This is a genomic window from Thalassococcus lentus (assembly GCF_028023555.1).
Classification (GTDB): domain Bacteria; phylum Pseudomonadota; class Alphaproteobacteria; order Rhodobacterales; family Rhodobacteraceae; genus Thalassococcus_A; species Thalassococcus_A lentus.
In genome coordinates this window covers 1-23,004 of the sequence record NZ_JAQIOY010000004.1, presented here as the reverse complement: position 1 = coordinate 23,004, position 23,004 = coordinate 1, and the positions used below count along the sequence as shown (strand labels likewise).

General features: G+C 52.7%; 16 protein-coding genes and 3 pseudogenes. 11 read left to right on the top strand and 8 right to left on the bottom strand.

What is annotated here, in order from left to right; genetic code table 11:
- From PFY00_RS12840 to PFY00_RS12830, 3 genes are read left to right on the top strand one after another with little or no spacing between them, the layout of a single operon-like run.
- Positions 1-1,233, top strand: a complete 1,233-nt coding sequence (locus PFY00_RS12840; RefSeq protein ID WP_271432975.1) for a type II secretion system F family protein — start codon at positions 1-3, stop codon at positions 1,231-1,233.
- Positions 1,187-1,627 carry a prepilin-type N-terminal cleavage/methylation domain-containing protein gene (locus PFY00_RS12835; RefSeq protein WP_271432974.1) on the top strand — a complete coding sequence of 147 codons (441 nt, stop codon included), beginning with the start codon at positions 1,187-1,189 and terminating at the stop codon, positions 1,625-1,627. The genes PFY00_RS12840 and PFY00_RS12835 overlap by 47 nt, the downstream gene beginning before the upstream one ends.
- Positions 1,624-2,217: a PulJ/GspJ family protein gene (locus PFY00_RS12830; protein WP_271432973.1), complete on the top strand. Its 594-nt coding sequence runs from the start codon at positions 1,624-1,626 to the stop codon at positions 2,215-2,217. The genes PFY00_RS12835 and PFY00_RS12830 overlap by 4 nt, the downstream gene beginning before the upstream one ends.
- Here the strand turns inward: PFY00_RS12830 and gspG are convergent.
- The 5 genes and pseudogenes from gspG to PFY00_RS12805 form a co-directional block, all read right to left on the bottom strand.
- Entirely contained in the window at positions 2,175-2,600 is a 426-nt protein-coding gene (gspG, locus tag PFY00_RS12825; RefSeq protein ID WP_271432972.1) for a type II secretion system major pseudopilin GspG, read from the bottom strand. The genes PFY00_RS12830 and gspG overlap by 43 nt on opposite strands.
- 7 nt (positions 2,601-2,607) lie before the next feature.
- Positions 2,608-3,114 (bottom strand): prepilin peptidase, encoded by a 507-nt coding sequence (locus PFY00_RS12820; RefSeq protein WP_271432971.1) that lies wholly within the window; start codon positions 3,112-3,114, stop codon positions 2,608-2,610.
- A 515-nt stretch (positions 3,115-3,629) separates the two neighbouring features.
- Positions 3,630-3,758 carry a hypothetical protein gene (locus PFY00_RS12815; protein ID WP_271432970.1) on the bottom strand — a complete coding sequence of 43 codons (129 nt, stop codon included), beginning with the start codon at positions 3,756-3,758 and terminating at the stop codon, positions 3,630-3,632.
- A gap of 269 nt (positions 3,759-4,027) precedes the next feature.
- On the bottom strand, positions 4,028-10,339 hold the full coding sequence (locus PFY00_RS12810) for an RHS repeat-associated core domain-containing protein (protein WP_271432969.1): 6,312 nt from the start codon (positions 10,337-10,339) through the stop codon (positions 4,028-4,030).
- A 334-nt stretch (positions 10,340-10,673) separates the two neighbouring features.
- Positions 10,674-11,011, bottom strand: a pseudogene (locus PFY00_RS12805) (integrase core domain-containing protein); the annotation flags it as partial.
- 155 nt (positions 11,012-11,166) lie between these two features.
- Between PFY00_RS12805 and PFY00_RS12800 the strand changes: the two are divergent.
- From PFY00_RS12800 to PFY00_RS12780, 5 genes and pseudogenes are all read left to right on the top strand, one after another.
- On the top strand, positions 11,167-11,850 hold the full coding sequence (locus PFY00_RS12800) for a tyrosine-type recombinase/integrase (RefSeq protein WP_271432968.1): 684 nt from the start codon (positions 11,167-11,169) through the stop codon (positions 11,848-11,850).
- A gap of 34 nt (positions 11,851-11,884) precedes the next feature.
- Positions 11,885-12,310 (top strand): peptidoglycan-binding domain-containing protein, encoded by a 426-nt coding sequence (locus PFY00_RS12795; protein ID WP_271432967.1) that lies wholly within the window; start codon positions 11,885-11,887, stop codon positions 12,308-12,310.
- Positions 12,311-12,777: 467 nt separating this feature from the next.
- Positions 12,778-13,500: pseudogene (locus PFY00_RS12790) on the top strand (IS256 family transposase); the annotation flags it as partial.
- A gap of 68 nt (positions 13,501-13,568) precedes the next feature.
- The gene (locus PFY00_RS12785; RefSeq protein WP_333908212.1) at positions 13,569-13,967 is read left to right on the top strand and encodes a transposase; all 399 of its coding nucleotides are present in this window, start codon (positions 13,569-13,571) and stop codon (positions 13,965-13,967) included.
- A gap of 18 nt (positions 13,968-13,985) precedes the next feature.
- Positions 13,986-14,297: pseudogene (locus PFY00_RS12780) on the top strand (transposase); the annotation flags it as partial.
- Positions 14,298-14,422: 125 nt separating this feature from the next.
- Here the strand turns inward: PFY00_RS12780 and PFY00_RS12775 are convergent.
- From PFY00_RS12775 to PFY00_RS12765, 3 genes are all read right to left on the bottom strand, one after another.
- The gene (locus tag PFY00_RS12775) at positions 14,423-14,755 is read right to left on the bottom strand and encodes a hypothetical protein (RefSeq protein ID WP_271432966.1); all 333 of its coding nucleotides are present in this window, start codon (positions 14,753-14,755) and stop codon (positions 14,423-14,425) included.
- Between the two features lie 242 nt (positions 14,756-14,997).
- On the bottom strand, positions 14,998-15,768 hold the full coding sequence (locus PFY00_RS12770) for a polymorphic toxin type 28 domain-containing protein (protein WP_271432965.1): 771 nt from the start codon (positions 15,766-15,768) through the stop codon (positions 14,998-15,000).
- A gap of 45 nt (positions 15,769-15,813) precedes the next feature.
- Positions 15,814-16,653 carry a transglutaminase family protein gene (locus PFY00_RS12765; RefSeq protein ID WP_271432964.1) on the bottom strand — a complete coding sequence of 280 codons (840 nt, stop codon included), beginning with the start codon at positions 16,651-16,653 and terminating at the stop codon, positions 15,814-15,816.
- An 899-nt stretch (positions 16,654-17,552) separates the two neighbouring features.
- Between PFY00_RS12765 and PFY00_RS12760 the strand changes: the two genes are divergently transcribed.
- The 3 genes from PFY00_RS12760 to PFY00_RS12750 are packed head-to-tail and all read left to right on the top strand — an operon-like array spanning position 17,553 to position 22,718.
- Entirely contained in the window at positions 17,553-19,250 is a 1,698-nt protein-coding gene (locus PFY00_RS12760) for a hypothetical protein (RefSeq protein WP_271432963.1), read from the top strand.
- 4 nt (positions 19,251-19,254) lie between these two features.
- Positions 19,255-20,427, top strand: coding sequence for a hypothetical protein (locus tag PFY00_RS12755; protein ID WP_271432962.1), 1,173 nt, complete (start codon positions 19,255-19,257; stop codon positions 20,425-20,427).
- Positions 20,424-22,718: a hypothetical protein gene (locus PFY00_RS12750; protein ID WP_271432961.1), complete on the top strand. Its 2,295-nt coding sequence runs from the start codon at positions 20,424-20,426 to the stop codon at positions 22,716-22,718. The genes PFY00_RS12755 and PFY00_RS12750 overlap by 4 nt, the downstream gene beginning before the upstream one ends.
- Positions 22,719-23,004 lie beyond the last annotated feature (286 nt).

Sequence of the window (23,004 nt, the reverse complement as noted above, 5' to 3'; positions counted from 1 at the left end):
ATGCCTGAATTCTTCTATAAAGGCATCGACCAGGCAGGGCGCAACGAAAACGGCTCGCTAGAGGCTAGTTCCGAAAAACTAGCATTTGATACATTGTCGTCTCGTGGGATCACAGTGTTTGAACTGTCCGAACGCAGCTTGGAAACCGAAACAAAGACATCTTGGCTGTTGCGGGACATTCAATTTGGTTCCGCTCGTCTGCCGCCCGGTGAACAGGCCAACGTTGCCGAGCTTCTGGCTTCGCTTTTCAGGGCTAAATTGGCGGCCACAGAAATCATTCGCATCGTTGCATCGACAACCCACCATGCGGAGGTCAGGCGGCATTTTGAGAGAACCGGGCAAAGGGTGGCCGATGGCGTACAGTTCTCTTATGCCTTTGCCGCAGAGAACCGAAGTTTTTCGCTACTTTTTGTTTCATTTCTAAAGGTCGGTGATACAGCAAATACAGCCCCGCTACTTTTAGATTCGCTTGCGGAACACTTGCGCACACAATCTGCCACGGACCGGAAAATCACTTCCGCTCTGGTCTATCCCATGATTCTGGTTCTGGCGGCCATCGCGCTTACGATGGTGGTTGTCTTTTTTCTTGCGCCAAGTCTGGAGCCGATATTCCTGGCCGCCGGCCAGCAAACGCCAACAATATTGTCCGCCTGTTTGCGCGTTGGAGATTTCCTATCGAATTACTGGCTACACTCCTTGCTTACGACTATTGCTTTTGTTTTTAGTGTAATTGCATTGGTTCAAAGCCCGGCACTCAAGACCTATTTTCGAACCGCCCGATTTCGGTTGCCGCTGGTTGGTCCGATGGCCCGCGACGCTTTAATCGTTCAACTCTGTGTCGCAACCCGCCTGTTACTCCTATCAGGTGAACCGCTCCTCGCCGCCCTTCGCGGTGCCGTCGCAGCAATGGGCGACAATGATCGAATCTCTGAGGCATTTTCCGAGGCCTCAGAGGCCTTGGAACAAGGAGTATCTGCCGCATCCGCTTTTCGTGCGTACCCTGAACTACCCGGCGTTTTTCTTGAACTCTTCGAAGTTGGGGAAACCACCAACACCTTACCGGACGCACTGAATTCAATCCGTGAAGTTTTGTCCGCGCAAACCGAAGTCCGTGCCCAAAGGCTGCTGTCGCTCATCACACCTGTCTTGACGCTCGTCCTTGGCCTTGGGATCGGCACTCTGATCTATGCCATCATGGGCGCGGTTCTGGAGATCAACGAAATTGCGTTTTGACAGCCAACCCAGATCGAACAATCGCGGCTTTTCCCTTCTGGAAACACTTCTGTCGATGGCGGCGGTTTCCGTGGTTTTGGTCAGCGTTTACTCAGTGTCGGCCGGTCTCATTGATCGTCAAGCAGCAGCACAAAGGGACCTGGAGCTGGCGCAAGTCGCGCGCGCCCTGCTTGACGAATATGTTGTCACCTTTCCGCTGTCAGACACGGCCGGGACTTACAAAGGCACTTGGGATTGGTTTATTCGCGAGAAACCATATGTGCCGGATCACAAAACGGAACAAGATCATCTCTTCCGATTTGTCGAAGTAACCGCACAAGTAAACCGCTCCGGCTCGACACGTGCGCCCTATGTTCTCAGCACGATTTTGGCACGACGGGCGCCGGGGATATGAGGCGTTCGTCCAATTCAGGTGTCAGTCAGCTAGAAATGATGATTAGCTTGATCATCATGGCGCTGATTGCCGCGTTGCTGGCCAACGTGCTGGATTTCAACCGTCAGGTGCTCGACCGCTCCACCACTTGGTCCGAGGACACAACTTATCATTTGGCCAGGCACGACCTGCGCAACTTTATTGAAAACCTGCCGATCCGCTACGGAGATCATAACGCGCAGCATTTTTTTGAAGGTACAGACCGCTCGATGACGTTCCGACTTAGTGTAGTTGGCGGTGGTGATGACGAGGAGTTGTTTGCACTAGCCCTGGAGAGCGGAACACTCGCGATCACGCGCCGCTCGCAGAACATTGCGCATCCGGTCCTCTCGAGGACCACGAACAATTTATTGATATCCTATTTCGGACGGGTCACGGGCGAACCAGACAAAAGCTGGCACTCTACGTGGTCTGATCCGACTTTCCTGCCGGACTTAGTCAAGATCGAATGGGACCAAAACGGACAGCCCGCACCGCCCCTCACACTGCAGCCTGCGAAACACGCCCGTCAGAGATATATATCGCTGTCCTCACTGGTCCCGCCCGGATGACCATCACGCCCGTTGGTGTAGAGATCAAAGGGCTTCTCACGCCCGGGATTGCGATAAAGGTAGATGCGGCCCCACGGATCGGTCAGATCTTCCTGCGTATCGACATAAGGTCCTTTCCAACCCCGCGCGCCTTTGGGTTGCTCAATCAAAGCGGTCAGACCTTCGGCCTCAGACGGGTAGCGTTTGGTGTCGATATAGAAAAGCTGCAGCGCACCTTTGATATTGTTCATCTGCACCTCCGCCGCCTGGACATTGGCGCGCCCGAAATTCGCCATCAGGCGAGGCGCGGCCAATCCCACGATCAGCGCTATGATCGCCAGAACGACGAGGACTTCTAGCAGGGAAATGCCGGATTGTGGGTTACGGGATTTGGATGGGCGCATGTCGCTCTCACAGGAAAATCGGATCAATGAAGAACAAGATAAAGATCGCATAGGCGATGAAGGGGCCAAAGGGAATGCCTTTGGGTTGAATTCCGGTCCTGAGCGTCGAAACACCGCCCACAAGCAAACCGCCGAGCGAGGATAGCAAAACGAGGTCTGGGATAAACGGCGGTCCAAGCAGAAAGATCCCGGCTCCGAATAATTTGGCGTCGCCAATTCCCAAGGCTTCATGGCCTTTGGCGCGGAAATAGACCTCTCCCAAAGCCCAGAACAACGCCAGAATTGCCAATCCAGCGACCAGATGCGGCACAATTGGCGTGCTCTGTGAAACGAGGACAATGCAAGCGACAACAACGATGCCAAGAGCCGCAAGGTCAGGGATTTCTTGGCCGTGCAGATCGGTCAGGCTCAGCCAGATCAGCGGCGCAGCCAGCATTGCGGCAAAGACCAACTCTAAGACCGCACTTTGATCCCGGAGCACCAAGCCGGTCAATCCATAAAGACTTGCCAGCATTAGTAAAGCGGGGCTGACAATTCCCCGCCTTTCGCTAGACTTGCCCCATGTCGTCACCGCCAAACACCTCTCGCCATCCGCGCCGTGGGATCGTCCTGATCTCAACGCTTCTCTCCCTGACCTTGATAATTGGGATCGTCAGCCTTGTGCAATCACAGGCGCTGGCAACGGTAAAGGTTTTGAAGCGGTTGGAGGCGGGTGAAGTTGCGGCGCTGGACGAGACAACAGGGCGGGAGGTGCTGAGACCGGTTCTGGTTGGGGCGGTGTTGGAGCTGATAAAACGGGCTCAAAGCGGAGAGTCTATTGCTGTACAAAGCCCGGTCGGAATATCGAATTCATGTTACGAGGTCACGATGGTTCGGCAACAGAGTTTGTTCAGAGTTGACCCGCGGACATATTGTGGAGAAACATAAAACACATTCCGATAAATACCCAATAGCTGCGACCTACTTTCGGCTGTTTCGTTTGTATTCGCGGCATAGCGGATTTCCTGTCTCGATAGCCTCCCATGTATTTTAGTTAAAGTACCATTCTCCAGCTTTGAAACGGGGAGCGGATAGTGAGAGAGCTAGCTCTTCAACAATAGCTTCTTGAATTTCTGCCAGCTTTGCCTTGGCAAACCCTTCGGCCTCGTGAATATCCAATCCACTCTCCGAGGAAATTTATTTTCAGTTAGATGGTGTTTTTGTGACAAACCCTAATATATCCACTTCACTCCAGTCAGGATCAATTCCTTGCCTTTCCATAAATAAGTTGAAATAGTTGAACGTATCGTATCCGATTTCATCTTCCGAAAACCAAGTTGCCTCGCACTCCGGGCAAGCAAAAAAGATCTTTCCGGTCTTCTTTACAGAAGCGCGCCGCACCCAATCTTGTTCACATCTTGGACAAGGAACTTTCATAGTAACAACCTTTAATATGGATAGGCTGTGATTATCATACTTGAATTGGGACGCACAACAATCCTAATCGATGTTTCCCCCATCGTTCCAACCTGTCTCCCCATCGGGACGACAAATGCTCCCGGATCTCCAGGAACATGGCTCCCTCTAGAAGCCCAAGCCTCATCAACGGTGGCCAATACGCCGTCCTGTGTTTTTGTTCTGAATACAGAATGTTTTGGTTTGGATGGGTCGGGCACGGTGTGCGCCATGACGTGGTCAACTCGGTTACCAAATTTTTTGTCTGGACCATATATGAGTCCCTGAGGGGATTCATAGAAGATGTTACCCTTCGCGTCTTTCACGGCTTTAAAACCGGTCGGAGCAGGGATATTTGCGCCAACTCCATGTATGGGGGTCAAATCCCCTGAGGGCTTTTTGGCGCGAGTTCCTCTTAAAAAGTTCCCGACCCTAATTCCAAGCCGCGCGGTTCCAGCCAACATTTTGACGGGTTTACCCATTGTCCCTGCTGTGGAGGCGTCGATACTTGGACCGTAGTAGTCTAAGGCGTCAAGAACAGCTCCATTGGCGCGTCCAATCGCATCTGCGGTGTCATCCAATGCTTGAGCGCTACCTTCACCAAAGGTTCTATCGAAACTCCCTTCCCCAAAAAGAGCATCCCAACCCTCGTCTATCCATGCATTGCCCAATGGATCGTATCTGTTTATGGGATCATTTGCCGAATACGCGTACCTGTTCGTGCCCACCCCCGGCTCTGTGACCTCAAACCAATCCGGCTGCAGGAACAGGCCTAGCTCGGGATCGTAGTAGCGCGCGTTCAGGTATTGCAGTCCGGCGCCTGCATCAAACCGCTCGCCGATAAAGCCCTTGTCCTCTGTTGGGCTTGCCACATCAAAAATCTGATTGACCTGGACGCCAAAGGGCTTGTAGGTCGCGCGGCTGTCGCGTTGAGCGTCAGCTCCGGTGATCAGCCGCACGCTTTGTAGCTGGTCACGGTGCAGGTAGCTGACCTTTTCGGTGAGCACGCCGCCGGTTTTTGTGTGCTCGATCCGCACATCCGGATGCGGATAGGTCAGGATGACCTCGTCTTGCCCCTCGCCAAAGTTGCGGATTTCCACCGGGCCAAAATAGACCGTGACGCTCTGCTGGCCTGTGCCCGCGTCGTCAATGCGTTTCAGGCGTTTGCCGTCAGCGCCGTAGACGTAAGAGGTGGTGACCCCCTGATAGGTGACCGAGAACGGGCGGTTTTCGCCGTCATAGGTCATTTCCTTGCCGTCGAGCCCGTTCTTCATGTTGCCATTGGCATCATAGGTCAACGTCTGGGTCTGGCCGTTGTGAGTGATACTATGCGGGGCCAGCTTGTTAGAGTGATAGGCATAGGTTCCCACCTGGCTGTTGGAGCGCATGGACCCGGAGCGATCATAGGTGAAGGTCTGATCGAACTGCGCCTGCCCACCAAAGTTCGTGGCCGATAAGAGCCGTCCGGCATAGTCGTATTGATAATCAAACCGACCTGTCGGACGCTGGGTATTCTGGCGCATCACACGGCCAGAAGCAGAACGCGTGTAATGGGTAAAGCCAAGGCGCGCCCGCACGCCGCTGGTGTTGTTGCCGTAGCTGTCTATCTGGGTCACCCAGCCACGCTTTGATTGATAAGCGTATGCGCTGGTCGCAGAACTGCCGTAGTCAACATGTGTGGGCTGATCCCAAAGGTTATAGGCCACCGCAGTCACGTAGGACCCGAAGCTCGTGACGCGGCTGGCGGAGTCGTATTGGTAGTCTCCCGACCACTTTACTGCTGTGCTTCCCGGGATATAGGGCAGTTTTGTGCGTAAGATATCGCCGGTCAGACGATAGCGTGTTTGCAGAGCATAAGTCGGGCCACTGGCACCATCAATACGGTGGCTTTCTTCTGCGACCAGACCAGCGGAATTGTAGTCCCGAGTGATGACGTGGTAATTGCCGTCGCTTTCACCGTCGCCGTCAAGATCACCACTAGTCCATGCGACCGATTGGACGAGTTTACCTATGTTATAGAAGCCGGCTCTCTGCCAATCGTAGTTGTAGAGAGTGTCGTGACGATCCAGATTTGGCCCAGTCACCCGCTTCAGCGTTTGACGATTCAGGTCATCATAAGCGAACTCGATGACCTGTCCCTTTGCATCGATCTGGCGGGTCAGGTTGTGGGCCGCGTCGTATTCAAGCGTCCAATTCCCCAGTCCAGGGTCGTTGGCAGCCACGCGATCTCCGAAGGCGTTATAGGTAAAGGACCACGACTTACCGCTGGCATCGGTGACACCCGTCAGACGCCCCAGCCCGTCCCAGAGATACCGAACGCTGCGCCAGATATTGGACGCGTCCACATCGGTGACGAGCCAGTCGGGTCTGTCGGTGATGATTGTGTTGCCAGAAGCATCCTTTACATAGATTACTTCATCACAGATCGTGCTGGCGTCGTTGTCGTGACAGTCTTCGCCGAGCGAGGTGACTTGCGGAAAGATGGCAAGTTGGCCCGAATGAGACCTTTGTTTACTCTCATATACCGCCTTCACATAATTCCCGTCTGCGTGAGTCGTGCGAACAACGCGACCAAGCGGATCATACTTCAGCTGCTTTCTCTCATCGGTAGGGATGTCATGGACAGCACCATAGGCCTGCCAGGTACCGGGGATGCTCTCCCAATCCAGATGACCGCGCTGCGTGAAGCTGCGCAATGTGACAATCCAGTCGTTATCCGCGTTACCACTTCTAGCTTCGCGGTAAACCTCCCCAAAGCCATTGAAGTAGCTATCTACCAGGTGCCATTTCTGGCCGGCGATATTGGATGCAGAACGGGTCTGTGTTCGGACATTCTGCGCGGCCGTACCTAGGTTGCGATAAAATGTGCGCTCTAGCTGTCCATTCGGGTAATCCTTTCGATACTCCCGGCAGAACGCATCATGAGCGATACTCGTCACCAGCCCGTTCGGATCAGTGATAGTCGAAGGTGCCTGGCATGCAGCGTTCCAACTGGTTGTGGTCTGATGCCCCAACGCATTGGTTTCAGAGACCGGGAACAAATGCTTTGCGCTGTCAAAGCTGTAATTTGTTCGGGTATCGGCGCCACGCCCGTTTTGTTCCCAAATCACATTGCCCCGATCGTCATAACCTGACTGAGCCTCAATGCGCCGTGCATCGCTACTAAGTTTGCCGTTCCAAAGCTCGATCTTGGTTACGTTCCCTTTGGTCGGATTGTCCCAGGGGCTTATGTTCCCGTCATAGGAATAGAACTCGGACGACAACCAATTGCCCCTGTTGTTCCAATCCAGGTTAGGACCTTGCACAACAATTTTTCGGAAGGGCTTGATCAGATACTTCCCCGTATTGACTCGGTAGCCAAAGTGAGTGGTGACATCATCAACATCCGCCCCGGCTGACCCGCCAATTCCACGCGCATAAATGCGAACGGGCTTGTTGTAGAGCGAGTATTCATAGTCTGTTATTGTCTCAACAAAATTTTCGCCCCAAAGCTCTCTTTCCCGCGCTTTTGTCTTCACAACCCTGAATGGCCGAGCTTCATTTGTCGCGCCGCTCCAGCCCGGATTAACCGCCCAATCATTCAGTGTCTCGCGATAGGTCTGGTCGTCATAGTCAAACTTCTGCGACTTGACCCGTCCTCTCGTGGCCCATTGATCGTTCTCGTAGATTGTGACCAGAGTCGGATTAGAAACCTCATTCCAGAGTTTCGGCAGAGTAGCCGTGACCTTGCCAAAGCCGAGGGATTTACGCAGATCAAAATCGTATTTGCCATTTTCGTACTCAAACTTGGTCGTACGATCCTGCCAAGCCAGTCCAAGCCCGTTCTTGTTGGTGATTTCCCGCACCACCTGAGACACGCTTGGAATGTCATTGTTGGCAAACCGTGTGGTCGGCCAATACGTAATCTCTGACGTGCTATTGCTCGGATTTTGCACCCGGGTCATCAAGTTTGGGAGCGCAGTGTCATCAAAAAAGACAGCCGCGCCATTTTGCGCACCGCCGCCCTGGCTGACCAAGTCCATCTGACCGTCGCCGTCGAAGTCCCCAACGCCGAGGAAACGACTGATGTGGTATCCGCCACCATTCACTACAGGGACGAATTCTCGTCCATTAGACAGATAAAGCCAGGCGGCGCCAGCGATTTGACGTTCGTGATCGTCTCGGCTCTTGAAGCCCGCATGCGCAATATAGTCCGCAAGCCCATCACCGTTCACATCCACAATCGCGGAACGAATTCCGTCTTTTTCACGTTTCAAATCACGTTCTGTTGCAGGAATGGACGCGCCCCATGTGCAATCCGGCGGCAGATAGCCATCGCCCGTGGACAAGAACACGCAGATATTATCGTTGTTGCGGTCATGCAAAACGCCGTCGGCCAGACCGTCGCCGTTTACGTCCCCAAATCGGATATCGTGATTTTCTTTGTCATTGAAGTCCCAGCGGAAAGGTGAGTTCGCGATAGAACGCTTCTCCCAATTGCCGCCATCGCGCAGTTCAAACAATCTCCCATCGTGTAGGAGTTCGTCTTTACCGTCGCCGTTCAGATCAACAGTCGACGTGTTAATCCGCCAGGGAGCCCGCGGAATACTTCCAAATCCTCCAAAACCTTCGCACAAGTCTTCCAGGAAATTACGTTTACCCGTAGCGAAATATGCACTTCCGTCGTAATCGAAAGTGTTCGACATATCGTTAGTTGGATGAGCCCTCACGACTTCCGTATCGAAATCCCGGTCAAAGTTTCCAAGAAAGAAACCGCAGGCGTTTCCCGAGAGCGTTCCCATCCAAGACCCCGCGCCTGCGTCGCGCATGGGGATTTGCAAATGTTCCTCCGTATCATTCCCGCTCGGACCAGATTTCTTTTCCAATATAGCAGCATAAGGGAAAGAAGAATGGTGGTCTGTATTTTGCAAGTAGCTTGCCCTGCGAAGCGACCCAAGCAGAGAAACCGAACTCGCGAATCCAAGCGAGTCACTTACAGCGGACGTATTTGAACCAACATGGTTTAAATGCAGTTGCGCCGTGCCATTTTCATCAAATGAATAACGAGACCCGGGCAATGTATACCCAAGCCCATAGCTATCCGTATATGAATAGCGATTGAATTGAAGTTCGTCACGGCCATCACCGTCGTAATCACCAATTGACAGCGAGGTGTGGACATAAGGATAGCGTGTCATAGTTGGCAGACCGCTCACGCTATAGGTATCATTGATTGACTGCATGCGGAAAGCCAGAGCCTCCGCCTCGTAGCCAAAAACCCAAGCAGGAAGGCTCGAGCCGGACACGACTTCAGACCCCGACAGGCTGAAGTCTGCCCCATACTCGGACACGCTGCGCAGTCGAAGCCGTCCGGTCAGCTCCGTGTTTTGGTAGCCTAGCTTATAAGCACGGACTTTATTTGTCCCGTCATGTACAGAAATCGTGTCCAAAGCGCGCGAATAGGTCTCAAAATATTGGGAACCTGTCGCAAACTTGATGTCACCATAGGATGTCGCTCCGTAGTGGAACTTGACCGCGTAACCGACATAGTCAATCCGCTCGATCCGAGCGGCATAACCCTGAGAACGAGGCGCTATGTGGTAGCTATAGTTGACGATATTGGGCGTCTGCTGAGTGTCGCGGATCTCGGTCAGAAGCCATTTCCTCTGAAACGCGGGTCCAAACCAATCGTCAGCAGATGATCCCGTTTCGCCGAGCAGGTGCCCGACTGAACGGTATTCCAGCCGCGTGCCGTCTGTTCGATAGACATAAAACCGACTGTCGAGATCAGTATCGTCGCCGATACGGGTGATCTTTAGATAATTGTCACGCAGCGTGGCAAAATCCCCGCCCGCGGTGCAGCTCGCGCTCTCCCGATTGGTTTTGTAGTCTTCTGGATAGGCGCCAACATAAGCCGTCCCATTTGCCACTGCTGTTGCATCACCGCAAGCCAGCAGTTCCATGCCGTCCAGCTGAAAAATATCCTGGGTCGCATCATCGTAATAAGGCGTTCCGCCGCCAATACTGACCCGTTCAATCATGGACAGGCCACCCAAGGACCAGCCAATCCCCAAGTTCGGATCGTAGGCCCGCGGCGCGCGGGCCTGAGAATTGTAATTCAGCGATAGCACTGGTTCCAACCCACGGAACTCCGGCACATTGATGTCGATGCTGTAAGTAAAAGCCCCGTCTGTCCCTACATTGTCAGGCACCTTTACAGCTTTCGCGCGATTATTCTCGGGAGTAGAGACGTCAGGTGTGGTTAAACCGGAATTTGGATACACAAAAGCCAAAGCAGCCAAAATAACCGCAGATACAATACGCATATAAAACAACTCCCAAAAATGCGATTCCAATTTAGGTTAATAGTTCAAATTCGAGTGTCAATTGAGCAATTTTAGAATTTTTTATCCCGCTACTCTTCATGGGAAAAAGGCATTCTCGCTGTTTTGATGTGGTCATAGTCGCTTTATAAGCCCCAACCACCAAATGGCGGGATTGTGCAGAGATGGAAGCCTATTGGACAAGGCGCGTCTCGGGACGCCTACTGCATTCAGCCCTACGGCTCAGCGAATGCGGTTTCCAAGCTATTTTTGCAACTAGCGTCAGTCTTCAGTTCGCCAAAAAGCCAGGCTCTCCCATGAGAAGTGCCACGACATGCATGACCCATTGGGCTTCCTTCAGGGTGTAGAACATTTCGCCGTTGAGCAACTCGTCGCGAAACGGGGCATTATAGCTTTCGCAGTATGCGTTCTCCCAAGGCGATCCCGCTTCGATACAGAGTGTCTTCGCCTCGACCGTCGCAATCTAGTCGCGCACCTTCTGGATGATAAATTCCGGCCCATTGTCCGACCTGACCGACTCAGGCAGACCGCTCAGGATGAACAGGTCCATTAGCGAATTCAAAACACCGGCTAATTGAGCTTGCGTCCGACGCGGATCATAAACGCCTCCTCGGTTTATTCGTCAATGATGCTCAATGACCGATACCCCATACCCCAAAAGCTTCTTCTTCACGAAGACGTAGATAGAGGGGTTCGTTTGGACGCAGAGCTTCATCGGAAAATATCAAGATCAGTGTAACAAGTGAACGGTCGAGACCTTGCGGGAACGCGGGTTATCAAATGCCACCGCGGCCAACCGGCTCGCGGCTTTGTCGAGCCTCTATGCATTTCTGGCCGACAAGCAGCTTTGTGAAACCAACCCCGTGGCCGGGGTCAAGCGGCCTGCCACGGGCGGTGCCGGGGTCGGGGCGGGCAAGACGCACGCTCTGACGGCAGAACAGGCGCGGGCGATGCTCGATGCGCCTTTGGCGCTGAAAGGCCAGCGCGACGTTCCAGAGCTGCAAAAGCTGCGCGACAGCGCCATTCTGCACGTCTTCTTCTACACGGGCGGACGTGTGTCAGAACCGGGTGGCTTGCGGGTGCGGGATTTTCGGCTCGATCGAGAATATTGGGTGCTGGAAATGCGCACCAAGGGCGACCGGGGCAACATCGTTGCCATCCATTCGGACTGTCAGGCGGCGATCCGGCGCTATCTGGCCGCAAGCGGGCATGGCGATCAAGCCGACGCGCCGCTGTTTTTGGCCGCGCGGGCGGGTCAGAACACCGGCCAGCCGCTTGGGAGGGGGACGTTTCGTGATCTGTTTAAAAAATACGCGCGGCTGGTTGGCTTGCCGCCCTCGATCACGCCGCATTCAGCACGGGCGACATTCATCACGCAAAGCCTTGAAGCCGGGGTGCCGATCCGGGACGTGCAGGCGACCGTGAACCACGCCAGCGTGACGACAACAGAGACCTACGCGCATACGGCCGAGTTAAGCCCGGAAAAGTGCTAGTTTGAGAGTGAGTTATTAGGTAGTCTAGTTTGTAATGCATATTTTGTTGGAAGTCATAATAGCGTCTTTGTTTGTATTATCCGGCGGTGGCCTATTAGTGGCCTCCCAAGAAGTGCGAAAGAAATATGCTCTACCTGCAAGTCTTTTCGCTTTGCTTCTAGCGGCAATCACACTTGTTCCGTTAATCCGAAATGTTGATTTAGAATGGCCGCAAGTATCTTTATTCATTGATAAAACTCAAAAAATCAACCGGCGGGTCCCACGATGGGAACTGGACTTGCAGCGTGCTCTAGTCGCTCGTGGATACGATGTTGGTGAAGTCGATGGAGTCTATGGCCTCAAGACTAAATTCGCCATGATTTCTTTCCAAGAAAACAACGGTCTTAAGAGCTCCGCTGAACCGACGTTGGAAACCATGGAGGCGCTAGGGTTTGACTACCGAAAATACATGCATAGGTAATAAGAGATCATTCAGACGCCCGTGACCCATGCCAGTGTCACAACAACTGAAACCTACGCGCATACGGCCAAGAAGCACCGGAACAGCGCAAGTTTGAGGGTGAGTTATGGATTGAAGGTATTGAGCTAACGTGCGGACGCACGCCAGACGCTCCGCCTCTGACTCTTGATGCACATTCAGGCGTGACCATTTTCGTTGGCCCTAACAACTGCGGAAAAAGCGCTTTGTTGGAAGCGATTTATAAGACGATGGCCGAGCACACTCGTGCAAACAATCAGCCAAAACCATCCGCCTTACAAAGTGTTAGGCTGACATCATTTGACAGAAATGTATTGCAAGAGCACCCCAGTTTTCGAGGGCGAAAGACTGGCGAAGTGATCCAGCTTCCGCTTGGAACAATGGAACTAGAAAGTTGGGTTTCGACACTCCAAAACGCATGGGAGACGGATCATCTTGGCGGAAGCTGCAAAGGGAAACTTCTAAGCCCCGCTCGTCGTCGCGCCTGCATTGATCGTGTTCGTGCTGAGCCGAATGTCTCGGAGCGCCGCGCGTGCCGCGTTCTGAGACAACATCGATCTACACAACGCAAAATACCCGTGGGGCGAGCTGATGAGGTCAGCCTGAAGAAACGAGGCCAGACGATGCCGCCCGAGCTGGCCACCGGCGATGGCGCACTTGGGTTCTGGACGGCGCTGCTGGATGTATTTCCCGATACGCGCGAGCAGCGCTGTTGGGTTCACAAGACATCGAATGTGCTGGGCGCGATGCCCAAATCTCTGCATGAGAAAGCCAAGGCTGATTTGCAGGACATCTGGATGGCCGAGATCAAGAAAGAAGCCGATGCCGCCTTCGATCTCTTCATCGACACCTACGGCGTGAAATACGAGAAGGCCGTGGCCAATCTGGTGAAGGACCGCGACGAGTCGCTGGCCTTCTACGACTTCCCGGCAGAACACTGGAAGCACATCCGTACGACCAACCCAATCGAGAGTGTCTTTGCCACCGTCAGAAACCGCACCAAGAAAACCAAGGGATGCCTGAACCGCAAAACCGCCCTTGCAATGGTCTTCAGGTTGATGATGTCGGCCAAGAAAAAGTGGCGAAAGATCTCAGGGCCAAACCGTCTACCCGAGGTCATTCAAGGGGTTGAGTTCAAAGACGGCATCAAGCAAGTTCAAATCGCCGCCTGATCACGCCATCACCAACTTTTGGGCATAGCTCAGCGCAAATTTCGCTGACCGATCCTGACGCAAGGGCAATGCACGCAGGCGCGCGGATCGGCGTGGGCTACAACGCACAGATAGCCGTGGACGCCAAGCGCCACCTGATTGCCGCCCAAGAGGTCTGCAACCATGTCAGCGACCAAGGCTTGCTGGCGGAGACGACCAAGGCCGCAAAAGACAACCTCGACCTTGAGGCCGTCACCGTCGTTGCCGATGGCGGGTACTACCAAGTGGATGATCTGGCAGCCTGCGAAGCGGAGAGCATCACGGCCTACGTTCCCGCCCAGAAACCGCGCGTCTACAAAGACGGCGAACGCTTTGGCAAAGCTGACTTCACTTTTGATGCGGAACGCAATGCCTATCTTTGTCCCGGCGGCTCCCTCCTGACGCCGGTTGCCACTGGCACCGACAAGGGCAAGCGCTTCACCACCTAAGCCAAACGCGCCGCGTGCTCCGCCTGCAAGATCAGGTCTCAATGCACCGCCGCAAAATCTCCCCGGCGGATTTCACGGTACGAGGACGAAGCCGTCCTTGACCGCGCCAAGGCGCGGATGGCTGACTGGCCTGAGGCAATGGCGCTCAGGCGAGAAACAGTCGAACACCCCTTTGGCTCGATCAAACATTGGATGGGCCACCGCGATTTCCTGACTCGCCGCCTCCCGAACGTCCGCGCTGAGTTCAGCCTCACAGACCTCGCCTGCAACATACGCCGCGCAATGGGTGTGGTGGGCATCCCGGCGCTGATTGAGGCGGCACGGGTCTGAATGGCCCCGCTTGTTTTGTATGAAACCCGAAGGTTTGGGGTGGTCTGACGGCGATCTGGTGGGGCGTTTTTACACGGTCTGGGTCGTCCATATGTTACACAAGATTGAAACAAACGGAAACCTGATCAGGTTTCCAGCTCCATATCAAATTGAATAGTATCTAGCATGTTTACATTCAGAAACGGGGTGAGTTCTGACTTTTTAATCCATTTCTGGCCGGTCGCAGCTTTGAGGGCTGCGCTGACAATAGCCTCCCCACGAATAGCGAAGCCATCTTGAAAACTCTTTTGCGCACACGAAATCAAATGATGCAGCAGTTCAGTAGATTTTTTTTCGGCGGCAACCTTAGATAAGCACGAGGCTGAAACGGGAGCACTTTCTTGAAAAACGCTCGCGTCTTCTTCATCTAAGATTTGTTTCGCCAAGTTAACAAAGTCCTCACACACCTCCCAATACATGCAACCGCAGGTCAAGCAAGCCTTTAGTCGGTCATCATCCCAATGTACCTTAAAATACTCGGCGAGCGACAAAAGCCGTTCTACATTCCGTTTCGATGGCTGAGAGACAAGCCCAAAGGCCAAGACTGAATGGTAGCTAATACCGCTCTCAGCCCCAAAAAAATTACCTGACAACGCCTCCCTATCACCTCTGGGCAGAGGGCTACCTGACTTTGCCTTTAGATAGATATTCCTAAAGTCAATCATTCAATAATGCCTTTAGTTTTCTCAGCCACATCTCTCGCCGTATCGAGTGTTTTCTCTACCCGGTCTATGTGGTTAGATGTTGAGGATAGGAGCTCTTGCGCAGCTCGTCTTTGTGCTTCTGTTAGATCATCTCTTGCCAGAATCCTTTGAAGGTCTTGGGCTTGGTTCTTAAGACCTGAAAGAGCATTCTCAACTTCGTTCAAGTGATCATATGTCTTGTTTCCGATAGTAACTGGACTACCTAGAATATCGCCTGCCGCACCGATTAGATCACTTGTTGACAGATGATCCAAGTTGTTCTGAACGCGAGAGGCAATACGATCAGTTGTTTGGGATATTTTTGATCTACTGAATACTTTCCCAAACTTCTGAGCACCATTGCGAACTGCATTACTCGCTGTTGCAATCCTGCCAATTGTAATTGCCGCGCCCGCTCCTCCGGGCACGACCGGAGTAGCTGTTGCAGCTCCATCCACAACCACTCCTGCGGCATCAAGCGCGGCTCCCCAGTAGTTTCCAACAGCAACATTCCCGGCAAATGAAACTGCCCCGAGAGCTACATTAAAAGCATCCCAAATCGTTTCGACTGCATTCCCGCCCGGGTCTCTTTGATTGATCGGATCATTGAAGCTATAGGCATAACGGTTTGTTCCAACACGAGGATCGGTCGGATCGAACCAATCGGGCTGGATGAACATCGCGCTGGCCTGCGAGGCGAACACGGCAAAAAATGTTGTGAGAATGAATTGCTGCAAAATGCGGAGCATCGAATCTCTCCTGAACTAAAACTCCAACTCTGAGTTGAGGCTAACCTATCGCTCTGCCGGTCGCCAACCCAAACCTTCGGCCTGGTCGAAAGTGTTTTGGTTCACGCGCTGAAGATAGGCGAGGTAGTAGCGCTGATCATCTGGCACGTCTTGGGCGGTCGGGTATTCATCGTAGAATTTGGTCTTCAGCAGATAGTAGGCGGCAGTTCCCTTTTTCACCATTGCATAGGCGAAATTCGGATAGTGATTGAGCAAGGTGTCGGCCACGGCCATAGCGTCGTGATACCGCTTTTCCTTGATCAGATACTCCACCACAACAATGGCAATTACGGCCACCGCTTCTTCGTTGCTGAGAGTTGCCAGAAACACCCGATTGGCGATGGCTTTCGCCGTGATCGGCATGTTGTTGACGTAAGGTGCGTTGTCACTGCGCAAGCCGCCATTGGTGGCCTCGATGTTGTGATCTTCACCTTCTTTGGTGGTGAATCTGACCAAAACGTGCTGCGGAGCCAGTGACGGGCGCATATCCAGCCCCAAACGTTGCCCAATGGCGATAAAGAGAAACGGCATGGTCACACAGTTGCCGCGTCGATCCGCGAGATAGTCGGACAAAAAGCGGTTCTCGAATTTCAACCCATAAGGGTCATCCAGATCGTAGGCAAAGGCGCGGTTGCCGTTCCAATAGCCCGGCTCATAGATGTACTGACGGATGGCATCCACCTTGTCCCATTCGGGGGCATCCTTTGGCGTAGCGGTCTGGATGTGGAAGGCCATACGGTCGATCTCGGCCAATATTGCCTCGCCGTCCAAGCGGGGATCTATGATCCGTTCCACGGCGGCCATGACTTCCGCGAAATCCACATCGGTCAAGTCTTGCTCGAACAAGGCTTTCACCTCTGCCCGAACATCAGCGTTGGCCGGTAAAACTCCGGCCAATACGAATATCAGTGATAGGCAACGAAGCAAAAACCGCATAGAAAACCCCACAACTTGAACGGGGGCAAGTTAGGCGCAAACGCCCGTGATGCGCCAGTGGTTTTAAGTTTCAGCTCTTCAGGTGCAGCTCTGGCTGCGCAGCGCTATCAATAACGAACACGATCTCCACGATCTTCTTAGGCTTATTGACGCGGCAAATCATTTTATGGGCTTTGTGGGTCAAGCTGTGCAGGTCTAAAACATTCACTTTGAATTTGGACACTTTCGGTGTTGGTAAGGTGCGCCGCGACCTAGGTTTCAAAGAACCCCGAAAAATCGCAACCCTTTCGAATCCCGGCGGCGGATCTAGGAATTATGCTCCCACCGTAACATCTTATCTTTTAGTTTGTTGTTATTTAAAAAATTTAGAAAGCCCCTCTTCAACGACACTGGAACTCGACCAGCTTTTGTCCAGAAAAGGTGTGACTTGGGTGGACTTTAATGCGCCAGCCGACATCTCAGGTCTATCTGCGGGCGATCATTGCACAGCGTCCCGTTCCGCAATGATCCAAGGCACTGTAAGGGCGTTCTTTCCGTCGTCGTGAACCAGCCATTGTCCTTGTTTCAAATTTAACAATGAGCAAAGGCATTTGGGCTTTTGCGCAGCTTTCGACTGCCTCCAAATGTGCATAACTCTGTTTATAACTTAACTATCTGCCATTTTTTCGCTCCAAGGCGGAAGAAGACGCTCATTATCTGTTGATGGCTGTATCCAGCTTGCCATACTCTCGTGCAATATTTGCCTTAAACTATGGGTTTGGCGCTGAAATGGGGCTAAAGTCCCAAAAAACAAAAGAACAGGGACAGATTTGGAATTTTCTGTGGGGGATGCGCGGAAGTTGGTTTTGGAGCCCGCGCGATTAAGTGAATTAGGGGACTTTGGTTTTTGCATTGGTCCCTATGGTAACAAGGTTGGGTTTGCCTTTCAGCAGAAGCGCGCATTGAACGTTGCATTTGCTGCGCACCAACTGAGTGAGATAGTGAAACCGGGTTCTCGAGTGGCCATTCTCGGAGGTGGTTTGGCTGGAACAACTGCCTGCGTGGCGTTGGCTGGTATGGGTGTGATGGCAGAGGTCTTTGAAACACGTGATCGCGTCCTGAAGTTGCAGCTCCAAGCTCTACATCGACTGCTTCATCCATGCTACAATTCATGGCCGATGACGGCGCGGTTTGCGTCCAGCACAAGTAATCCATTTTTGAATTGGTACGTCGATACGGCAAAACGCGTAACTGATGCGCTGTTCGAGGAATGGGAAACCCAATTTAAACCAGAATTGCCAAAACCCAAAACACGTTGCGCGATCAAGAAGGTTGAAAAGTGCAGCGTCGATAAAGATGGCGTCGTCGTTCACTATGAGCACACGCTTGAGGACAATACCGTTTCTTTGAAGAAGGAGGAATTCGACGCTGTTTTTGTTGCTCTTGGATTCGGGGAAGAAGTCGATCTCGATCTAAGTGATGAATCCACGTACTGGGTGCCGGATGCAATTGGAACGTTCCGGGAAAGAGAGGAAGACGCAAAGTTCATTGTCAGCGGGACCGGTGACGGGGGGCTTATCGACTGCGGGCGTTTCATGTACCGCAAGGTCGAGGGAGGAAAGTTGCTGATCGAGGTGATTGCGGCTCTGCGTCATCGCACGTACCAAAAACCACCAACCACGGTCGCTGGCTTCGACGAATACGTACTGTCCCAAACCGAAGAGAACATCCGCAACTTGGAGCAACGGATAGAGTCGAAGAACATGGAGTTCGATCCTGAATTCGGCGACCCCGATTTGCATTTTGGGACGACGAAACAAAACGCCATCGCCGTTGAGCTTGCAAAGGGCTATGAAAAGATCATTGCCGCGCTTCCCGCGGGATGCCTGGACATTCTAGACGCGGCGCTTTACAAACCTGAACGCGTCACTCTCGTCGGCAACCTTGAAGCGCCGTTTTCTCCCAACGCAGCGCCGATCAACAAGCTCTTGATGGCGCATGCGTTGAGCGTGCGTCCCGAAATCTATGTGCGGGGGAGAGTTGAGGAATTCCGGGGCGAACCCTATATCCGGCACCCGGACGGTCGGCGAAAGAAGATCAAGGCGGATAGAAAAGTCGTGAGGCACGGCACAAAAGCGCCCATCCGAGAGCTTTTTGAGAGCTTCGATATTGAGGTAGCAAGAAAGACACATACGTTGCAAAACGTGATTGATGTGAAGTTACCACCGGCGGCGTTTTCGTCCGCTTTGCCTGATGTTGTGCGCGATCAGCCTGATGATTTTGAGTATGTTAAGGCTCGTCTGGCAAAAGCAGAGTCATTCGCTAAGAAAGTCCTCGGCACTGCTGTTGAGCCTGATTGGGACAACGAAAGCAAGAGTGGTACATTCGTGGTCGAGACTAACGACGCTTACCTTAAGTCTTCTAAGAAGACAGGCGGATTTGACCGCGAATTGTTTGGCATACCCCTGATTTCTCAGAAACGCAGCGACCGAGACACTTACGTGTCTGCCGTCAAGGCACCAGGGTAAAGTAATGCTTGCTTCTGGTAGCATAATCGCCCTCAAGGGCGGCTTCGAGGCAAAGGTGACTTTGATCCTTTCCAATGCTCATGGAGAGCTGTTTGGTTTGACGAGCCGAGACTTTCTTCAAAGCGCTAAAGAGGGTGTTTTTGTTGCTGGCAAGAAATCTTCGAGACAGGTTGGAACGCAAGCCGCACGCTGGCACTCTAATCACGAGGTTTGGCAGGGCGCTCGGGCGATGGGTTGGTTTGCGATCGAAAAGCAGGCGGAAGTGTTATCAGAGAGCTATTCGGTTTGCGAAGTTGCCAACACAAACAGCGTGTTTGCCCAGAACGTCTGGTTCAGAGCTAGCGACGACTCAATTCGCACGGGCTATGTCAGACGAATAAACACCTCCTTGGATATTGAATATTCCGATCAAACCTCGCTGCGCGTCAAGAGCCGCCTTGTTGAAGTGCAAGCCACATCTGACGCAGGATTTGGGGAAGCCGGAGATGCAGGGTCGCTAATCTACACCGATAGCAACAAGCTCCTCGGCTTGCTTATCGGCTTTCGAGACGGGCGAACGCTCATAGCGCCATTACAAGATCTCTTTGCCGCAGAGGAGTTCAAAGTCGCTTCGCTTGAAGAGATTGCGTCGCACAACAAGACCGCAAAAGAAAAGCCTTTTGAAGAACTTATTGTCGAAAAGATCCGCGATTCCCGACGGCCCTGGTGGAAAATTGTAAGGGGTCTTGCCAAGCAAAGCAACTCCGAGTTTTCCAGGCTGCGCCGTATTGGCCTCGACGAAATGGAAACTTGCCAGAACAAGATTGCAGTCGCAATTTTTCAGATTGTTGGTGCTCCGACATATGTCGATGGCTTAATTAAGCTTCACTTTGAAAACGACGCGCCCGGTCGCCACGCCAACGAGAACTGGTTGTGGCGCGCGACATTCGAGCGGATGCATCTACTCTACATCGCTGAGAACAGAGAATGTTTCATAGTACCTGGTACGACAGAAGAAATTTGCCCTGTGCCCAATATTGGAGATTTGCCGGTGGTGTCACCGGTCGCTCAATATGAGGAAGATGGTCCCCTGACCCCTGAAGCATTTGCCGAGATGAGTTTGGCGGACCAGGCGTCTCGTTTGCTGGGGGAAAACAAGATCCCTACCGCGCGCGCCGCTCGGTGGATCAAGGAATGAAGAAAGACTATAGAAACAGACTACTGCGCTACAGCAAAGATATTGGAGAGCTAGCTGAAGAAGTCAGATTGTGTCAGCACGATCTGCAGTCTCAAAGTGAAGGGACTGTCATTCACTATGCTGTGGACACCAACATCCTCTTCTTCGGAGTGTCACCACACCGGCGCGCCGATTTGGGGCACGTGTTCTTTGATGATCGGCTTGAGGACGCACGAACGCTTGCCCTTAGTCTAAGGCGCTTCCTCTTTGAACGTTTGTGCAGTTTCGAGCGACCGTTTTTGATTTCTCACGGCCATGATGCGGAAGCGAGATGGGCATTTGAAACGATGCTCCTACGCGGTGTGCATGAACAAATTGAACTCGAAGAAGAGCTCAATGATATCAGCGAAGACTTTGCCTTTGCTCTTTCAATGGCCAACGAACCAGCTGAGCTGCTCGAGCAAGCTCTTCCAAAGCTCGCGAATTTGCTGGCTCATGATGACGGTCCAGGGCAGGACTATCGAAGGTTTGCTGAGATCGTTGAGACAGGACGCGTTCAGCGTCTTGGTCTGGCCTTTTCAACCGCACCCTATTTCAGCGAGTTGTTCAAAAAAGAACCTGAGCTATACGGAAAGTTCTCGGTACCGCGGACTTTGCGGGACCAGATCAGCGAGACCCGGTACAGGGTCGACTGGGGCAAAGTTTTCGAAACGCAGGGTGTGAGCAAGAACCAATATGCCATGCGGTGTGACGTGTCGGCGCTCGCAAGAATTCAGCTCATAAACGAACGGCTTTCTGGAACCGGTCATAAGGTTGTTTTGATCACGGCGGACGCTGCGTTGATCACGACAAGCAAGTGCGTCGAAATCGGGCCAGACAAGACGTTTCGCGATGAATTCATCCGCCACCCGAAAGCGTTTCTTGCAGCGCAATCAGTTTTGGCGCCGGATCAGGAGGCTAAAGGCGAAGAACTGAGTGTTTCCAATACGGTGAGGCTTCTTGATGGCTGGATCAAGTTGCTTTCTGACATGATGCCTGCACTTGAGGAGATTGAAACCGGCGGGTCAAAAACCAAAGGTGACTCTGAAGACTTCGAAGCACTCGCCTCCAAAATCAAGGCTGGCTGGCGTGACCACGTGGCGAAGCTTGAGGAGGCGCACGCGGCGTCGAGCAACAAATACAAGCGAATGATCCAAGGAATTTCTGAAGCTGGCGATGAAACAGCTGTACTGAAAGCGATGCGGGACGTCGCCCGAAAGAAAGTTGCGGAAGTACATTCGTCATGGTCCGAGTTCTTTGAGCAGGTCCTGAGCACAAGTTACTTTGTGTTCGATCAAGCCAAGCTTCCCATTCGCCCCCGAAGTGTTCCTGCTATCTATTTTGGCCGTTTTCACAACGCCTACGACACTATCAAGAGGATTGCGGGCGATCCCAAAGAGAAAGTGTCTCTAGACGACATTCGTGCTCTGGAGGGTCAAGATGACGGAGGGTACTCCTACTGCCTTAGTTTCGCATCTTTGTTCGCAAGCCTCGGCAAATGGCAAACCGCCGAATTGATCGCCGACCAGGCATTACTGCGCAGGTCCAGTGAGACAGCAACTACCGAGGACCTCAGCGGCCGGGAATCCTACTACGTGAAATCCATAGCACAGCGATTGCAGGCAAAGACGCCGGCACAGCTGACGGGCGCCAGAACGTCGCTGCAGCAATCAGAAGCTTGCCTAGATGGAGAGAAGAACCGGGCCTCGCGAGAGTGGTTGAGAGTGAGGTTTCGTAGCGAAGAAGCGGCTATCGAACTTGCCGAGGTTTTCCTGGAAACCCAGGCTGATGAGAAGCCCAAGAAGGCGGAACTGAAGAGGCGCATCTTGGAAATCAGCGACAAGATCGCCGCGGCATTGGGGCAGACGCACACAATTCCCGATGACTGGATTCGATATCAGGTCACCGAAAGCTTGCTAACCAATCTGTTTATTGGCGCTACAGTTCTGAAGAACAGGGGTGTCAAAGACAGTGAGTTGACCGACAAGGTCAACAAGATCACTCCTGTTTATGCCGAATACATCACGTCGAGCGCTGACTTTGAAGGTGGGTGCAGATCTTTCCTTGGACGAGCCTACTTCCTCTTCGGGAAGGCAACATATTTTCCGACAACCGATGCAGACAAGAGGCGATTTGAAGGCGAATTGACCGAATTGGAGCGACTCTACCAAGACTTCAAATTGCTTAAAGTGATGCCCTATGATGATGATCGCTTCGAACAGCTCTTCGAACTTGTGCGCAAGACAATTGGAGAATCGAAGAAGAAAACCTAAGCGTTGGTCTTAACTCATTAGTGTTCTGACAGGGCATCAGTGGACTGAGCGCATATTCGTGGTCTCACCAGTCGATGAACAGCGTTTCCTAAAATAACTAGTCAATGGGTTCACAGTCGCTCGACACCCGTTCCGCCAGGTTGCGCGGCACCTACAATCGAAATCTGTTGACCCAGCCCCCTGAAATCAGGCCACTGAGGTGTTAGCAATCCGTCCAAGCAAAGGATGGACTATGAAACGCAGATTTAGTGACGAACAGATCATCAGCATGATCAAAGAGTACGAG